Genomic DNA, 15,722 nt, shown 5'->3' with positions numbered 1-15,722 from the left:
CGCAAGAAACGCGGGCGCTCGCCGATCTCAGTTCCGCCTGAGGCGACAGGCATAGAAGCCGTCCAGGCCGCCAAGCTCGGCCAGGTGGCAGGGCAGGCTGCGCAACTCGCCCGCTTCTGTCAGCAGTTCCGGTCTGTCGCCCACCTCGGCCGCAGTGACCGGCACCCGGGTAAAGTCGACCCGGTCCTCCAGGAAGGCCGCCACGCGTTCAGGCCCCTCCTCGGGCAAGAGGGAACAGGTGACATAGATCAGCAGGCCGCCCGGCGCCACCATCCGCGCCGCGGCGTCCAGCAGGCGATCCTGCAGGGCGCAGAGCGCGGGAATGTCCTCTTCGCGCTTCAGCCAGGCCACATCGGGATGGCGGCGCAACGTGCCCGTGGCACTGCAGGGGGCATCCAGCAGGACCAGGTCGGCCGGCTCGGCCGGCTGCCATGTGACCACATCGGCCGTGACCACCTCGGCCTTCAGGCCCAGGCGCACCAGGTTCTCCTGCAGGCGCTTCAGGCGCGAGGCCGACTGGTCCACAGCCGTCACCTCGGCGCCTCCGGCGGCCAGCTGACAGGTCTTTCCGCCCGGTGCGGCACAGAGGTCATAGACCCGCCGCCCCGCCAGCGAACCCGCCAGGCGAGCCGGCAGCGCCGCCGCCGCATCCTGGACCCACCAGCGGCCCTCGGCATAGCCGGACAGTGCGGTGATTTCCCCCCGCCCGGACGGCAGGCGCAAGCCCCCGATCGGCAGAATCTGGGCCTCCAGGCTGCGTGCCAGGCTGTCCTCGTCACGCGGCTCCCGGACCGTCAGGTCCAGTGGCGGTTCCTGTTGCTGCACCTCCAGGCTGGCGCGCAGGGTCGCTTCCCCATAGGCAGCTTCCAGCCGGTCCCACAGCCAGGCGGGCAGGTTCAGGCGCGCGGCATCCTGTTCGGCCAACAGGCCGTCCTTCTCGCGATCCAGGCGCCGCAGCACGGCATTGACCAGGCCCTTCAACGAACGGCTGTGCGGATGCTCGGCCAGGCTGAGTGCGGTACTGACCGCCGCATGGGCCGGTGTTTCCAGGAAAGCCAGCTGACAGACACCCAGCCGCAGGATGTTCGTCGCCCGCCTGTTGCGCACGCCCAGGGGCCGCTCCAGCAGCCGGCTCAACAGGTCGTCGATCTGCCCCAGGTGCCGCAGTGTCCCGGCCAGCAGGCGCCGGGCAAAGGCGCGGTCGCGCGTCGCCAGGGCGCGATAGCCCGGCTGGCCGGCCAACGCCTCTTCCAGCGGACGTCCCTTCTGCAGGACATCGTCCAGGGCCGCCAGGGCCAGGCTGCGCGCGTCGCCGGGCCGGACGGACTCTGTGTCACGCCTTGACGGCCCACCGCGGGAGGACTTCGAGGTGTCTTTGGACTTCGGGTCGGTACCGCCCTTGCCGGCCGGGCCGGTGCGGGACCTGGAATTGCGTTGCGTCATGGCGCCTGCTTTAGCCCATGCGGCCAGTCAAGGAAACCGCTTATCGCCTTAACCCTTTGTTAAGATTTTCTGCGACATAGTTACGCCCATGCAAGTGAATCCTGGCATATCAAACCTTCTGGGCTCCTTCACCAAGGCGCTGGACGACATGAGTCGTCCCGGCGCCCCCAAGGACACGCCCCAGGACGTGGGGCAGAGTGTGCCGCGCGACGGTGCAGCCGGCGCCACCAAGCCCACGGGCAGCGGTCCGGCCTCCAGCACGGAGCTGCCGAATGACAAGACCATTTCCGCTGCCCAGCAGCAGGGGGAAACCGGCCAGCCGGCCTGGCGCGGCAGCTTCGTCAACATGAAGGCCTGACCCGGCCCCTGAAGACCCGCGAAAGCTCCGACCTGCGCGCATCTCTTGCCGCGACAGCTGCCTCGCGCCATTCTCTATGGCATGACAGAGCCCGCGACACAGCCCGACGACAACTTCGAAAATCGCGTTCCGGATGGTGACGACCGCGAACGCCTGGTCTGCCGCGACTGCGGCTTCGTCCACTACCAGAACCCCAAGATCGTCGTCGGCTCCGTAGCCGAATGGCAGGGACGCATCCTGCTCTGCCGCCGCGCCATCCACCCGCGCAAGGGTTACTGGACCCTGCCGGCCGGATACCTGGAGCTGCAGGAGGAACCGCTGGAAGGCGCCCTGCGCGAAGCGCGCGAGGAGGCCTGCGCCGAGCTCGAGATCGACCGCCTGCTGGCGGTCTACAGCATCCCGCGCATCAGCCAGGTTCAGCTGATCTACCGCGCCCGCCTGGCCCACCAGAAGGTGGCCTGCGGCCCGGAATCAGCAGAAGTCGGGCTGTTCGACTGGAGCGAGATCCCCTGGGACGAAATCGCCTTCCCAAGCGTCCATTGGGCGCTCAACCACCACCGCGAGGTCCGCAACCGCCAGGACTTCGCCCCCTTCGCAAACCCACCCGGAGAGACGGGCAGGATGGAGCGATAGACCGCAGTCGACCGCCGGTCCCTCCAACCGGTAGGCCCGCCTGCATCTCCCGGGCGCGCCTGGCGGATCAGGCCTGAATCACGCCTTGCCGTAGCCGCCGCCGCCCGGGGTTTCCACCAGGAAGACGTCGCCCGCTTCCATTTCGGCCCGGTCGGTGCCCGACAGCTCATCGACGCTGCCGTCCTTGCGCACCACCGCATTGTGGCCCAGCGCGCCCGGCTCGCCGCCATCGACGCCGAAGTTCGGCACCTTGCGGTGGCTGGACAGGATCGAGGCCGTCATGGGCTCCAGGAAGCGCAGGCGCCGCACCGCGCCGTCGCCGCCACGGTACTTGCCCTTGCCGCCGGAGCCGCGGCGCACCTCGAAGGATTCCAGCAGGACCGGGAAGCGCCATTCCAGGATCTCGGGATCGGTCAGGCGCGAGTTGGTCATGTGGGTGTGCACCGCGTCACAGCCATCGAAATCAGGTCCGGCCCCGGACCCGCCGCAGACGGTTTCGTAGTACTGGTACTGGTCGTTGCCGAAGGTCAGGTTGTTCATCGTGCCCTGGGCGCCGGCCATGGTCCGGGTCGCGCCATAGAGGCAGTCGGTGATGGCCTGGCTGGTCTCCACGTTGCCGGCCACGACGGCGGCCGGGTATTCGGGGTTCAGCATGCAGCCCTCGGGCAGCACGATGTCCAGCGGTTTCAGGCAGCCCTCGTTCATCGGGATCTCGTCCTCCACCAAGGTGCGGAAGACATAGAGCACCGCCGCCCGGCAGACGGCCGCAGGGGCGTTGAAGTTGCTGGGCTGCTGCTCGCTGGTCCCGGTGAAGTCGATGCGGGCCTTGCGGGCCTGCTTGTCGATGGAGACCTTCACCGCGATCTGGCTGCCATCATCCATGGGATAGACGAATTCGCCGTCGGCCAGGCGGTCCAGCACACGGCGGACCTGTTCCTCGGCGTTGTCCTGCACATGGCCCATATAGGCCTGCACCACGTCCAGCCCGAACTGCTTGACGATGCGGCGCAGCTCGCCGATGCCCTTCTGGTTTGCGGCGATCTGGGCCTGCAGGTCGGCGATGTTCTGGTCCGGGTTGCGCGCCGGGTACTTGCCCGAACCCAGCAGCTCGCGCAGCGCCTGTTCGCGGAACTGCCCGCGGTCCAGCAGCTTGAAGTTGTCGATCAGTACGCCCTCTTCCTCGACGGTGCGGGAATTGGGCGGCATGGAGCCGGGGGTCAATCCGCCGACATCGGCGTGGTGCCCACGGCTGGCCACATAGAACAGGATCTCTTTCTCCGCTTCGTCGAAGACCGGCGTCACCACGGTGATGTCCGGCAAGTGCGTACCGCCGTTGTAGGGAGCATTCAGCACATAGACGTCGCCCGGCGCGATGGACCCATTGTTGTTGCGAATGACGGCGCGGATGGATTCGCTCATGGAGCCCAGGTGCACCGGCATGTGCGGCGCGTTGGCCACCAGGTCGCCCGCCGGGGTGAAGAGCGCGCAGGAGAAGTCCAGTCGCTCCTTGATGTTCACGGAATAGGCGGTCTTCTCCAGCGTTGAGCCCATCTGCTCGGCAATGGACATGAACAGGTTGTTGAAGACCTCCAGCATCACGGGGTCCACCTGGGTGCCCACGGCGTGCTCGCGCTCCAGCGGCTGCACGCGCTCCAGCACCACGTGGTTGCGGGTGGTCAGCTTGCCGCGCCAGCCGGCCTCGATCACCGTGGTCGAGGTCTTCTCGATCAGCACGGCCGGGCCGTCCACCGAATCGCCGGGCAGCATGGCGTCACGGTCATAGACCGGTGCGTCGACCCACTTGCCGCCGCTGTAGAAGGGCTTGTGCGCCAGGGGCTCGAGCGGTTTGTCGCGCTTGCCCTCCTCCAGAACCGGGTCCTCGGCGGCATCGGTATGACCGATGGCTTCCACCGAGACGGCCTCCACGATGTGGGCCTTCTCGGGCATGGTGAAGCCGAAGCGCTGGATATAGGCGGCCTCGAAGGCGGCCACGATCGCGTCGCGGCTGCCGAAGTCCACGATCATTGGGCTGTCGGTGCCCTCGTAGCGCAGGTGCACCTTGCGCAGCTTCTCGACCTGCGCCGGCTCGACGCCCTGATCGATCACCTCGGCCTCGGCTTCGCTCGCCAGGCGATTCAGTTCGGTCTCGACTTCTTCCAGGCTGTCGCCCAGGCGCTTTTCGATGGACTGCTCCTTGATGACGCGCACATCGGCCAGGCCCATGCCATAGGCCGAGAGCACACCGGCAAAGGGATGCAGGAAGATACGCGTCATGCCGAGCGTGTCGGCAATGTCGCAGGCGGCCTGGCCGCCGGCCCCGCCGAAGCAGTTCAGCGTGTAGTCGCTGACGTCATAGCCGCGCTGGATTGAGATCTTCTTGATGGCGTTGGCCATGTTCTCCACGGCAATGCGGCGGAAGCCCTCGGCCACCTCTTCGGGTGTGCGCGTGTCACCGGTCTTCTCGTGGATATCCCTGGCCATCTCGTCGAACTTCGTGCGCACCGCAGCTGGATCCAGCGGTTCGTCTGCATTTGGGCCGAAGACGCGCGGGAAGAAATCCGGCTGGATGCGGCCCAGCATGACGTTGGCGTCGGTCACCGCCAGCGGCCCGCCGCGGCGGTAACAGGTCGGGCCGGGGTTGGCCCCGGCCGAATCGGGACCCACGCGATAGCGCGAGCCGTCAAAGTGCAGGATCGAACCGCCGCCGGCGGCCACGGTGTGGATCTGCATCATCGGCGCGCGCATGCGCACGCCGGCCACCTGGGTCTCGAAGGCGCGCTCGTACTCGCCGTCATAGTGCGCCACGTCGGTCGACGTGCCGCCCATGTCGAAGGTGATGATCTTCTCGAAGCCGCCCATGGCCGCGGTGCGCACAGCCCCCACAATGCCTCCGGCGGGGCCGGAGAGGATGGAATCCTTGCCCTGAAAGGCGCGCGCGTCCGTCAGGCCGCCGTTGGACTGCATGAACATCAGGCGCACGCTCTCGGACTCGTCCTCGCCCATCTGACCGGCGATCAGGTCCACGTAGCGCCTGAGGATGGGCGAGAGATAGGCGTCCACCACCGTGGTGTCGCCGCGCCCCACCAGTTTCATCAGCGGACTGACCTCGTGGCTGACCGAGATCTGGGTGAAGCCGATCTCACGCCCGATCTGCGCCAGTGTCTTCTCGTGGTCGCTGAAGCGATAGCCGTGCATCAGCACGATGGCCAGCGAACGTATGCCATTGTCATAGGCCGCCTGCAGGTCGCGCCGTGCCTTCTCGGCATCCAGCGGCGTCTCGATCCGCCCGTCTGAAAACAGGCGCTCGTCGATCTCCACCACCTCTTCATAAAGCAGTTCCGGCAACTCGATGCGCCGGGTGAAGAGATGCGGCCGGTTCTGGTAGGCGATGCGCAAGGCATCGCGAAAACCACGTGTGATCGCCAGCACCGTGCGATCACCCTTGCGTTCCAGCAGGGCGTTGGTGGCCACCGTGGTGCCCATCTTCACCGCCTCGACAGCCTCGGCCGGAACACGCTCACCGGCCTTCAGGCCCAGCAGGGTGCGGATGCCGTGTAGAGCGGCGTCCTCGTACTGCTCGGGGTTCTCGGACAGCAGCTTGTGGCTGACCAGTTCCCCGTCCGGCCGGCGCGCGACAATGTCGGTAAAGGTTCCGCCGCGGTCGACCCAGAACTGCCATGCACCCGTTTCGCCGGACTCTGTCTGATCACTCATGTCTTCAGGACCCCACTGGTTGACTTTGCGATTATCTAGGCGATTTGTCGATAAAACGTCAAACCGATTTCCCGGCCCTGTACTTACGGCAGTTATCATGGCGGTTATGCTTGCCAGGCAGACGCACAATCGACAGAATTACGGTCAAGGAACGTGAAATCCCCCACGCCCGTGACGTGAAGGCGTATTGTTACCATATAGGTCAGATGCTCTCGGGAAAACGTCTGCTTCTCATCGTCTCCGGCGGAATTGCCGCCTACAAGACACCTGACCTTGTCCGGCGGTTGCGCGGACAGGGCGCCGAGGTGCGCGTGGTCATGACGCCGGCTGCTGCGGAATTCGTCACGCCGCTGTCCCTGGCCTCGGTCAGTGGCCACCGGGTCTACCAGGATCTCTTCTCGCTGACCGACGAGGCCGAGATGGGCCATATCGAACTCAGCCGTGCCGCGGACCTGGTTGTCGTGGCCCCGGCCAGCGCCGACCTGCTGGCCAAGCTGGCCCATGGCCTGGCCAACGACCTGGCCTCCACCCTGCTGCTGGCCACGGACAAGGAGGTGCTGGCCGCCCCGGCCATGAACCTGCGCATGTGGCAGCATCCGGCAACCCAGGACAACCTGGCCCGCTTGAAAGCCCGCGGCCTCCAGGTCGTCGGACCCGACGAAGGCGAGATGGCCTGTGGCGAATACGGGCCCGGACGCATGGCGGAACCCGATGCCATCGTCGCAGCGGTCGAGGACTACTTCAATGCGCCGCGCCCGCTGGCGGGCCTGAAGGCCCTGGTCACCAGCGGCCCAACCCACGAACCCATCGACCCGGTGCGCTATATCGCCAATCGCTCCTCGGGACGGCAAGGGCATGCCATCGCCGCCGCCCTGGCGCACCGAGGCGCAGCCGTCACGCTGGTCACCGGACCGGTGCAGCTGCCCGACCCCCAGGGCGTGCAAACCCTCCATGTGGAATCGGCCGACGAGATGCTGCAGGCCTGCCGGAACGCCCTGCCCGTCGATGTCGCGGTCTGCGCCGCCGCCGTTTCCGACTGGCGCGCAAGCGAGCAGGCCGAGCAGAAGATCAAGAAGGACGGAACCAGTCCACCCGCCCTGCAGCTCAGCGAGAATCCGGACATCCTGGCTCAACTCTCCAAGGCCGGCACGGAACGGCCCGGACTGGTGATCGGCTTTGCCGCCGAAACCCGGGACGTCGCCGCACAGGCGACCGCCAAGCGTGAACGAAAGGGCTGCGACTGGATTCTGGCTAACGATGTCTCGGCGGAAAGCGGCACCTTCGGCGGGCCGGACAACAGCATCATCCTGATCGACGCTGCGGGGCGGGAAGACTGGCCCCGCATCAGCAAGGAGGAAGTGGCCGAACGCCTCGCCGCCCGCATTGCCCAGACCCTTGATCGCACACCAGTGGAGGAACACCGCATGCCCGACCGCCTCCAGGACGGACAACAGCAATGACGGACTGTCAGCAGATCCCCCTGCAGCGCCTGTCCCATGGGAACGACCTGCCCCTGCCCAGCTATGCAACGGAACACTCCGCCGGTGTCGATCTGCCGGCGGCCGTCGAGCAACCCCTGGAGCTTGCGCCCGGAGACTGGGCGGCCGTGCCGACCGGCCTGTCCATCGCCCTGCCGGCTGGACTGGAGGCTCAGGTGCGCCCGCGTTCGGGCCTGGCCTTCCGTCACGCGGTCACGGTGCTGAACAGCCCGGGCACCATCGACGCCGACTATCGCGGAGAGATCAAGGTGTTGCTGATCAATCTGGGCAAGGAAATCTTCACGATCACACGCGGCCTGCGCATCGCCCAGATGGTGATTGCCCGGCACTGCCAGGCGCAATGGGTGGAAAGCGACAACCTGGAGGCTACATCACGCGGCAACGGCGGCTTCGGCTCCACTGGGCTGGAAAGCCCCGCCAAGACAGGATAGGAACGCCGTGAGCCGCATTCCTGACGCAACAGAAGTGACAAAAGGATAAACCGAAGATGCTGCGTCTTTCCAAGAAACTGCTCTTCGCCATCGAGGCCGTGGTGGACATCGCCTACAACGCCGGTGCCGCACCGGTTCGGTCCTCGGACATATCCGAACGGCAGGGCATTCCCCGCCGCTACCTGGAACAGGTGCTGCAGATGCTGGTTCATCGCGGGATCCTGGCCGGCCAGCGCGGTCCGCGCGGCGGCTATCGCCTGGCGCGTGAGCGGCGGCACATTGCCATCGGGGACATCGTGCGCATTGTGCGCGAACTGGAAGGCAGCGTCGAACTGGGGGATGGCGAGGAGGGCTCGGAGCTGGGCCAGGCCGTGGTCCGCCCCATCTGGATCCAGATGCAGGACGACATGATGGCGCGCCTGGACTCCATCACGGTGGAAGACCTCTGCAACCAGGCCCGCCAGGCCGGAATTCGCAGCCAGGCAACGCCCGTGGTTACCGATTTTTCCATCTAGCCCGAACCACACGTCACCGTTAACGGACTGTCTCAATGGATACACCGAGTGCGCCGAAATCTGGGGCCTCCAGCACCCGCCCGCCGGAGAGCCGGGGGCGCATCTACGACTCCGTGCTCGAGACCGTGGGAGCCACACCGCTGGTGCGCCTGTCACGCCTGATGGAGGCCCGCAACTGCCGGGCCGACCTTCTGGGCAAGTGCGAGTTCTTCAATCCGCTCAGTTCGGTGAAGGACCGCATTGGCGTGGCCATGATCGAAGCGCTGGAGGTCAGCGGGAAGATCGGCCCCGAAACCACCATCATCGAACCCACCAGCGGCAACACCGGCATTGCGCTCGCCTTTGCCTGCGCCGCCAAGGGCTATCGCCTGATCCTGACCATGCCCGAGACCAGTTCCACCGAACGGCGCAAGATGCTGAAACTGTTGGGGGCCGAGCTGGAACTGACCGATGGCACGCTGGGCATGCGTGGCGCCCTGGACCGGGCGGACGCCCTGCGCGAAGAGATCGGCGATGCCGTCATCCCGCAGCAGTTCGACAATCCGGCCAACCCGGAGATCCACATGCGCACCACGGCCGAGGAGATCTGGGCCGACACGGACGGCAAGGTGGACATACTGGTCAGCTCGGTGGGCACCGGCGGCACGTTGACCGGTGTCGGCCGCGTCCTGCGCCAGCACAATCCGGACCTGCACATCGTGGCCGTGGAGCCCGAGGACAGCGCCGTCCTGTCCGGCGGCATGCCGGGTCCGCACCGGATCGAGGGCATCGGGGCCGGTTTCGTTCCGGGCAACCTGGATACCAGTCTGATCGACGAAGTGCTCAAGATCGGCAACGACACGGCCTTCCGCACGGCCCGCCTGACAGCTTCGATAGAGGGTCTGCCGGTGGGCATCTCCTCCGGTGCGGCCCTGGCCGCCGCGTTGGAGGTGGGCGAGCGCCACGAGTCTGCCGGCAAGGCCATGGTGGCCATCCTGCCGTCGATGGCCGAGCGCTATCTGTCGACGCAACTGTTCGAGGGGCTCTAGATCGTCCGGACAGTTTCCTGATCCATGGAATTGGAGCAGCCAAGAGCCTGCCTCGGACTTGATCCGGGGACCTGATCTTGATCTCGATAGGCCGCTATTTCGGCAACGCCTGGTCGCTGTAGTGTGCGGCGAACTCCGCCGTGGGCGGAATCGGCTTGATGACGTCAATCAGGACGCCGTTCGGGTCCACGGTGATGAAATGTCGCTGCCCGAACGCCTCGTCGCGCAGCTCCTGCAGAATCCGAAGCCCCGCCGCCTGCGCACGCGCATATTCAGCATCCGGATCGTCCACCTCGAAATTGAGAAGAAGCCCTGACACGCGACCACGCCACGCAGCCGGAATCGTTTCGTGAGAGCCGTCGAGGAGCGCAAGGTTGACGCTCGGCGTCTCCGATGATTGCAGATGCACGTACCAGCCGCCATCGAACTGCACCTCGAACCCGAAATGCGTCTGATAGAAACGCGCCGTGCCAGCGACATCTTCCGTCATGATGACGGGATAATAGCTGGTCGTCTTCATGGGGCTTTCCTCCTGGCAAGCAATTACATACAATGTGTATGAAAGTGCCAATTAACATACAGGCTGAATGTATGCAAGAAAAACCCCGCCGCACCAATCGAGAACGCACCGCCGCCACACGCGAGAGGCTGATCGCCGCGGCAAGACAACTCTTCGTCGAGAAATCCTATGCCGAGACCGGCACACCGGAGATCGTCGCCCGGGCCGGGCTAACGCGTGGCGCGCTCTATCATCATTTCGCGGATAAACAGAGCCTGTTCCACGCCGTGGTGGTGGAGGAAGCGAGAAAGGTCGCCGGCGAGATCGAGGCACGCGCGGTCAACTCCACGACCCCGCTTCAGGGGCTGATGGCGGGCGGTGAAGCCTTTCTGGAGGCCATGGCGGTGCCCGGTCGCACGCGCCTACTACTTCTGGACGGACCGGCTGTACTCGGACAGGCGGCGATGGACGAAATCGACGAAGCCCATGGCAACCGGACCCTGCGCGAGGGGCTGATCGCGGCGATGCAGGCGGGCCAAATCCGCAGCCTGCCACCGGCAGCGCTGACAGCGCTTCTGGGCGCCGCATATGACCGTGCGGCGCTGGTGATCGAGGCCGGCGGTGATGCCGAGGCGCTGCGCCAGACGCTCGACGCACTGTTCGAAGGGCTTGCCGTGCAGGATGGCGGCTAGCGCAGCAGCCCGAAGGAGCGCGTCCCCTTGTGCACTCAGAAGGATGCACGGTGCTCCAACTTCAATGTGGTAGTGCAAAATCTCATGGTTTAATAGATCGCAAAGAGATTTCGTGAAACCATGATTTGCTCTAGAGGCCAAAGGACTCGTGATGGACTTCACCGATGCCCAGATAGACCGCTACGCCCGTCACCTGGTCTTGGACGAGATCGGCGAGGAAGGGCAGGCACGGCTGGCCCAGGCAAGGGTCCTGGTGATCGGCGCTGGCGGCCTGGGCTCCCCGCTGCTGCTCTATCTGGCAGCAGCCGGGGTGGGCACCCTGGGCGTCATCGACGACGACCGCGTCGATCTGGCCAACCTGCAGCGCCAGGTGATCCACGGCACCGGGGATATCGGGACGGCCAAGACCGATAGCGCGGCCGCGCGGTTGCAGCAGCTCAATCCTGAGATCGTCGTGCGCACGCACGAAGCCCGCCTGACTCCCGACAACGCCCTGGACCTCATCCGACAGTACGACCTGGTGGCTGATGGCAGCGATACCTTCGCAACCCGCTATCTGGTGAACGACGCTTGTCATCTGGTTGGCCGCAGCCTGGTGTCCGCCTCCATCATGCGCTTCGACGGCCAGCTTGCGACCTTTCGCAGCCATCTGGGCCACGGGCACGACGGCCGACAGAACCCCTGCTATCGCTGCCTCTACGGAGACCAGCCGGAAGCCGGCCGCGATTCCTGTGCCGATGTCGGCGTGCTGGCCATGCTGCCCGGCGTCATGGGCAGCCTGCAGGCCACCGAGGTGGTGAAGGAAATTCTGGGTCTGGGCGAGAGCATGGCCGGGCGCCTGTTGCTTTTCGACGCCCTGGCCATGCGCTTTCAGACCATAAACCTGCCGGCCGATCCAGACTGTCCGCTCTGCGGGACGGCGCCGCAAATCCGGGCACTGGATCCTGCGCATTACGGTACGGCGCCGGCCTGACTCACCTGACAGGCCGGCCGCGCCACTTTCCAGGCCTTTGCCCCTAAAAGCTGAAGATGAAGACCAGGACCACACCGATTGGCGCGATGAAACGCGCCGCGATGTTCCAGGCCGTGGCCGCACCACCACTCAGCCCCAATTCCTTCTCGACGCTTTCGCGGCTCAGGACCCAGCCGACAAAGACCACGGCCCCGAGACCGGTCAGCGGCAGCAGGATCTTCGCCGTCACGGTATCCAGCAGGTCGAAGATGTTGAGCCCGAAGAGCACCGTGAAGTCCCAGAGATTGAAGGACAACAGGGCGGCAATGCCGAGGCCCCAGATCGCGAAGGAAGCCACCACAGTGGCCGGAACGCGTGTCAACGGACTGCGCTCCTCCAGGAACTCCACCACCGGCTCCAGCAGCGAGATCGCCGAGGTCAGCGCGGCGAAGGTCAGTAGAAGGAAGAAGATCAGGCCCAGAAGCCAACCCGCCGTCATGCTTCCGAAGGCGATCGGCAGGGTGACGAAAATCAGGCCCGGCCCTTCGCTGGGGTCCAGGCCGTTTGCGAAGACGATGGGGAAGATGGCCAGGCCGGCCAGCAGGGCAATCACGGTATCCAGAATGATAACCGTTCGGGCCGCACCCAGCAGCTTCACCTCCTGCCCCAGGTAGGAGCCGTAGGCAATCATGATGCCCATGCCAAGCGACAGGGTGAAAAAGGCCTGTCCCATAGCCGCCAGGACCACACCGCCAGTGAAGGCGCTCAGGTCCGGCGCAAACATGAAGGACAGCGCCTCGCCGAAGTGGCCGGAGAACATGCCGTAGACCACCAGGATGACCAGCAGCACCACCAGCGCCGGCATCAAGAGGCGCACGGCCTTCTCCAACCCCTGGTTCACACCGAAGGCCACGATGCCAAGGACCAAAGCCATGAAGATCGTGTGCCAGAGCAGCAGCATGCCGGGACTCCCCAGCAGGGCGCCGAACAGTCCCTCGATGGTCGCGGCATCCTGGCCGCTGAAATCACCGGTCAGCGAGGACAATGTATAGGACAGCGACCAGCCACCGATGACGCTGTAGAAGGACAGAATCAGGAAAGCGCCCAATACGCCGCTCACGCCCACGATCATCCAGGCCTGGCTGCTACCGTTCTTGCGGGCCAGTTCGGCCAGGCTGTTGATCGGGTTCTTCTGGCCGCGCCGCCCGATCATCCACTCCGAAACCAGGATCGGCAGCCCGACCAGGGCGATGCAGAGCAGATAGACCAGCACGAAGGCGGCACCCCCGCTGTCGCCCACCAGGTATGAGAATCGCCAGATATTGCCCAAGCCCACGGCCGAGCCCGTGGCCGCCAGGATGAAGGTCATGCGCGAAGACCACTGCGCGTGAGACGACTTTGCCATCACTTCCCCCAGAACTCTGTCGCCAACAGGAAGGCTGGCGTACTGAAATGCCTGAACAGCCCTTGTAAAAGCCGGAAAATTCTAGCACAGCCGGACAGCAAAGAAAAACGGGCGGAAGATTTGGCTCCATAGATGTCCCATCTTTGCCAGCCATGTCATTTCCGGGACCGATCTGGCAAGTTTGTGGCCGGTTCTTGCTCGTTGATTTTCTTGTTTCTAGACTTGCACCGCAGTTGCGGGAAAAAAGGACAGCAGTCTTCGTGAAACGGTCGTACGGGGCGCAAGGCGTCATGACCTTCCTGAGTCAAGGATACGCCAGGGATCGGCAGGGTCCGGGGTTCGTTCAATGACGCCCCTTGTTCTTCCGGCTCTTGCAGTGGCTGTCCTGGTGGCCCTGGTCCTGGCCTGGCTGCTCTGGCGCAGCCGGCGCCAGCTGCAGGACGAACGCGCCATGCATCAACGCGACCATCAGGATCTGCGCAGCGGACGGGCCGCCATGGAGCGCCGGGTCGGAAACCTGAACGAGCTGCTGGCCGCCACGGAAAGCGAGCGCAGCACCGCGCGGGCCAATGAACGCGCCTTGCGCGGCTTGCTGGACAGCCTGCCGCTGCCTGTCTGGCAGCGTGGCGACGACCTGACCCTGACCTACTGCAACCGGGCCTACCTGCTGGCGGTGGAACAGAGCTTCGAACAGGTCCTGCGCGAGGGAACGGAACTCGTCGAGGACCAGGACCGGGACCGGACCCAGCAACTGGCGCAGAAGGCATTGGAGGGCAACCAGTCGGAATCCAGACGTTTCCACATTGTCGTCGGCGGCGAGCGGCGCCTGATGCAGGTCATGGAGACTCCCCTTCCGGACGGCAGCCTGCTGGGCCATGCCCGGGACGTCACTGAGGTCGAGGAACTGGAAACCGGCTTCCAGCGTTACAAGGAAGCCCAGGGGGTTCTGCTGGAGCACCTGGGCGTCGGCATCGCCATCTACAGCGCCGACATGCACCTGGACTTCTACAACACAGCCTATGCCCGTATCTGGCGCCTGGACGAATCCTTCCTGGCCGGAAAGCCACATCTCTTCGACCTGCTGGAATGGCTGCGCGAGCATCGACGCCTGCCGGAACAGGCCGATTTCTCGGCCTACAAGCGACAGCTCCTGCGACAGTACCAGTCCCTGCTGGAACCCTCGGAAGAACTTCTCCACCTGCCGGACAACACGACCCTGCGGGTGACCATGACGCCGCATCCTGCCAATGGGATTATCCTGACCTACGAGGATGTGACCGACCGCCTTCAGCTCGAGCGCACCTACAACACCCTTCTGGATGTCCAGCGCGAAACACTGAACAATCTCCATGAAGGCGTGGCCGTCTTTCGTGCCGACGGGCGCCTGCGCCTCTACAATCCCGCCTTTGCCCAGATCTGGAACCTCTCGCTGGACTGGCTGGGCGAGGAACCCCATGTCCGCGATGTCATCGAGGCCTGGCGCGGCTATTTCGACCTGCCCGAGGAAGGCTGGCAGACCTACCTGGAGCACATGGTGGCCCGCGCCACCGAGCCGGAAAGCGACAACGGCCAGTTGGAGCGGGCCGACGGCTCCATTGTCGAATGGTCCCAGGTGGCCCTGCCCGACGGCGCCAGCCTCTTCGCCTATGTGGACATCACCGATTCCACCCGCGTCGAACGTGCGCTGCGCGAACGCAACGAGGCGCTCGAGACGGCCGACCGGCTGAAATCGGAATTCATTGCCAACATCTCCTACGAACTGCGCACGCCGCTCAACGCCACTATCGGCTTCGCGGAAATCCTGCAGAACTGCTACTTCGGTCCCCTGAACGAGCGTCAGCAGGGCTATGCCCAGGCCATCGTCGAGTCCTCCGAACGGCTGATCGCACTGATCAACGACATCCTGGACCTGGCCTCCATCGAGGCGGGCTACCTGCAGCTCAACCGCAAGCCGGTGGAGCTGCACAAACTACTGGAATCCGTCGAGGGGCTCTGGCGCGAACGCGCACACCTGCGCGATCTGAAGCTCGAGATTCACTGCGAGGACAGCCTGGATGCGCTCTACTGCGACGAAAAGCGACTGCGCCAGGCCCTGTTCAATCTGCTGTCCAACGCCTTCCGCTTCACGCCCGATGGCGGCACGATCCACCTGACGGCTCAACGGCAGGACCAGGAAGTCCTGCTGACGGTCAGCGACAACGGTATCGGCATACCGCCCGAGGAACAGTCCCGCATCTTCGGCCAGTTCGAACGCGGCCGCCTGACCCAGAACCGGCGCCAGCGGGCCGGGGCCGGGCTGGGCCTTTCCCTGGTCAAGAGCTTGATCGAGCTGCACGGCGGCTGGGTGGAGCTGGCCTCCGAAATCGACAAGGGCACCTCCGTGACCTGCCACCTGCCGCTGGATCCGGCCGATCCCCAGATGGCCCTGTCGCAAAGCGACCTGCTGAATGCACTGCCGCCCGGCGGTTCGGCCGAAGCCGCTGCCAACCGCCTGCTGCAGCGTTTCACACCCCCACCGGAGGGAGACAGCGGCCCGGCCTGAGGCCTGAGCCC

The 15,722-nt window shown here is 65.3% G+C and carries 13 protein-coding genes; 9 read left to right on the top strand and 4 right to left on the bottom strand.

Going from position 1 to position 15,722, the window contains the following annotated elements; translation table 11 throughout:
- Positions 1–27: 27 nt before the first annotated feature.
- Complete coding sequence (gene rsmB, locus BP38_RS0105700; protein ID WP_081816468.1) at positions 28–1,443, bottom strand: 16S rRNA (cytosine(967)-C(5))-methyltransferase RsmB; 1,416 nt, start codon at positions 1,441–1,443, stop codon at positions 28–30.
- A gap of 88 nt (positions 1,444–1,531) precedes the next feature.
- Between rsmB and BP38_RS0105695 the strand changes: the two genes are divergently transcribed.
- Positions 1,532–1,801 (top strand): hypothetical protein, encoded by a 270-nt coding sequence (locus BP38_RS0105695; RefSeq protein WP_035723665.1) that lies wholly within the window; start codon positions 1,532–1,534, stop codon positions 1,799–1,801.
- A gap of 81 nt (positions 1,802–1,882) precedes the next feature.
- The gene (locus tag BP38_RS0105690) at positions 1,883–2,434 is read left to right on the top strand and encodes an NUDIX hydrolase (RefSeq protein ID WP_026986941.1); all 552 of its coding nucleotides are present in this window, start codon (positions 1,883–1,885) and stop codon (positions 2,432–2,434) included.
- A gap of 78 nt (positions 2,435–2,512) precedes the next feature.
- Here the strand turns inward: BP38_RS0105690 and BP38_RS0105685 are convergent, their stop codons facing one another.
- Positions 2,513–6,148 carry a hydantoinase B/oxoprolinase family protein gene (locus tag BP38_RS0105685; RefSeq protein WP_026986940.1) on the bottom strand — a complete coding sequence of 1,212 codons (3,636 nt, stop codon included), beginning with the start codon at positions 6,146–6,148 and terminating at the stop codon, positions 2,513–2,515.
- 206 nt (positions 6,149–6,354) lie between these two features.
- Here BP38_RS0105685 and coaBC point away from each other — a divergent pair, with 206 nt between their 5' ends.
- Genes coaBC through cysK form a run of 4 tightly spaced genes read left to right on the top strand, consistent with a single transcriptional unit; the run spans position 6,355 to position 9,621 of the window.
- Positions 6,355–7,608 (top strand): bifunctional phosphopantothenoylcysteine decarboxylase/phosphopantothenate--cysteine ligase CoaBC, encoded by a 1,254-nt coding sequence (coaBC, locus tag BP38_RS0105680; RefSeq protein ID WP_026986939.1) that lies wholly within the window; start codon positions 6,355–6,357, stop codon positions 7,606–7,608.
- Complete coding sequence (gene dut / locus BP38_RS0105675; RefSeq protein WP_026986938.1) at positions 7,605–8,078, top strand: dUTP diphosphatase; 474 nt, start codon at positions 7,605–7,607, stop codon at positions 8,076–8,078. Before coaBC ends, dut begins: the two co-directional genes overlap by 4 nt.
- Before the next feature lie 56 nt (positions 8,079–8,134).
- Entirely contained in the window at positions 8,135–8,593 is a 459-nt protein-coding gene (locus BP38_RS0105670) for an RrF2 family transcriptional regulator (protein ID WP_026986937.1), read from the top strand.
- A gap of 35 nt (positions 8,594–8,628) precedes the next feature.
- Positions 8,629–9,621, top strand: coding sequence for a cysteine synthase A (gene cysK, locus BP38_RS0105665; RefSeq protein WP_051609015.1), 993 nt, complete (start codon positions 8,629–8,631; stop codon positions 9,619–9,621).
- Positions 9,622–9,715: 94 nt separating this feature from the next.
- Here the strand turns inward: cysK and BP38_RS0105660 are convergent, their stop codons facing one another.
- Positions 9,716–10,141 (bottom strand): VOC family protein, encoded by a 426-nt coding sequence (locus BP38_RS0105660; RefSeq protein ID WP_026986935.1) that lies wholly within the window; start codon positions 10,139–10,141, stop codon positions 9,716–9,718.
- Positions 10,142–10,212: 71 nt separating this feature from the next.
- Here BP38_RS0105660 and BP38_RS0105655 point away from each other — a divergent pair, with 71 nt between their 5' ends.
- The gene (locus BP38_RS0105655) at positions 10,213–10,812 is read left to right on the top strand and encodes a TetR/AcrR family transcriptional regulator (protein ID WP_026986934.1); all 600 of its coding nucleotides are present in this window, start codon (positions 10,213–10,215) and stop codon (positions 10,810–10,812) included.
- 151 nt (positions 10,813–10,963) lie between these two features.
- Positions 10,964–11,785, top strand: a complete 822-nt coding sequence (locus BP38_RS0105650; RefSeq protein WP_026986933.1) for a HesA/MoeB/ThiF family protein — start codon at positions 10,964–10,966, stop codon at positions 11,783–11,785.
- Positions 11,786–11,828: 43 nt separating this feature from the next.
- On the opposite strand, the gene BP38_RS0105645 is transcribed toward BP38_RS0105650, so the two are convergent.
- Complete coding sequence (locus BP38_RS0105645; protein ID WP_026986932.1) at positions 11,829–13,169, bottom strand: sodium-dependent transporter; 1,341 nt, start codon at positions 13,167–13,169, stop codon at positions 11,829–11,831.
- A gap of 346 nt (positions 13,170–13,515) precedes the next feature.
- On the opposite strand from BP38_RS0105645, the gene BP38_RS19260 reads away from it, so the two are divergent.
- On the top strand, positions 13,516–15,711 hold the full coding sequence (locus BP38_RS19260) for a sensor histidine kinase (protein WP_155992221.1): 2,196 nt from the start codon (positions 13,516–13,518) through the stop codon (positions 15,709–15,711).
- Positions 15,712–15,722: the final 11 nt, after the last annotated feature.

It is taken from the genome of Fodinicurvata fenggangensis DSM 21160 (genome assembly GCF_000686045.1).
Classification (GTDB): Bacteria; Pseudomonadota; Alphaproteobacteria; order Kiloniellales; family DSM-21159; genus Fodinicurvata; species Fodinicurvata fenggangensis.
Note: the sequence above shows the minus strand (reverse complement) of the source record. Positions and strands in the feature narration are given on the sequence as shown.

Coding starts and splice junctions, on each gene's coding strand:
- rsmB (WP_081816468.1), bottom strand. CDS start 1,443: ATGACGCAACGCAATTCCAGGTCCCGCACCGGCCCGGCCGGCAAGGGC.
- BP38_RS0105695 (WP_035723665.1), top strand. CDS start 1,532: ATGCAAGTGAATCCTGGCATATCAAACCTTCTGGGCTCCTTCACCAAG.
- BP38_RS0105690 (WP_026986941.1), top strand. CDS start 1,883: ATGACAGAGCCCGCGACACAGCCCGACGACAACTTCGAAAATCGCGTT.
- BP38_RS0105685 (WP_026986940.1), bottom strand. CDS start 6,148: ATGAGTGATCAGACAGAGTCCGGCGAAACGGGTGCATGGCAGTTCTGG.
- coaBC (WP_026986939.1), top strand. CDS start 6,355: ATGCTCTCGGGAAAACGTCTGCTTCTCATCGTCTCCGGCGGAATTGCC.
- dut (WP_026986938.1), top strand. CDS start 7,605: ATGACGGACTGTCAGCAGATCCCCCTGCAGCGCCTGTCCCATGGGAAC.
- BP38_RS0105670 (WP_026986937.1), top strand. CDS start 8,135: ATGCTGCGTCTTTCCAAGAAACTGCTCTTCGCCATCGAGGCCGTGGTG.
- cysK (WP_051609015.1), top strand. CDS start 8,629: ATGGATACACCGAGTGCGCCGAAATCTGGGGCCTCCAGCACCCGCCCG.
- BP38_RS0105660 (WP_026986935.1), bottom strand. CDS start 10,141: ATGAAGACGACCAGCTATTATCCCGTCATCATGACGGAAGATGTCGCT.
- BP38_RS0105655 (WP_026986934.1), top strand. CDS start 10,213: ATGCAAGAAAAACCCCGCCGCACCAATCGAGAACGCACCGCCGCCACA.
- BP38_RS0105650 (WP_026986933.1), top strand. CDS start 10,964: ATGGACTTCACCGATGCCCAGATAGACCGCTACGCCCGTCACCTGGTC.
- BP38_RS0105645 (WP_026986932.1), bottom strand. CDS start 13,169: ATGGCAAAGTCGTCTCACGCGCAGTGGTCTTCGCGCATGACCTTCATC.
- BP38_RS19260 (WP_155992221.1), top strand. CDS start 13,516: ATGACGCCCCTTGTTCTTCCGGCTCTTGCAGTGGCTGTCCTGGTGGCC.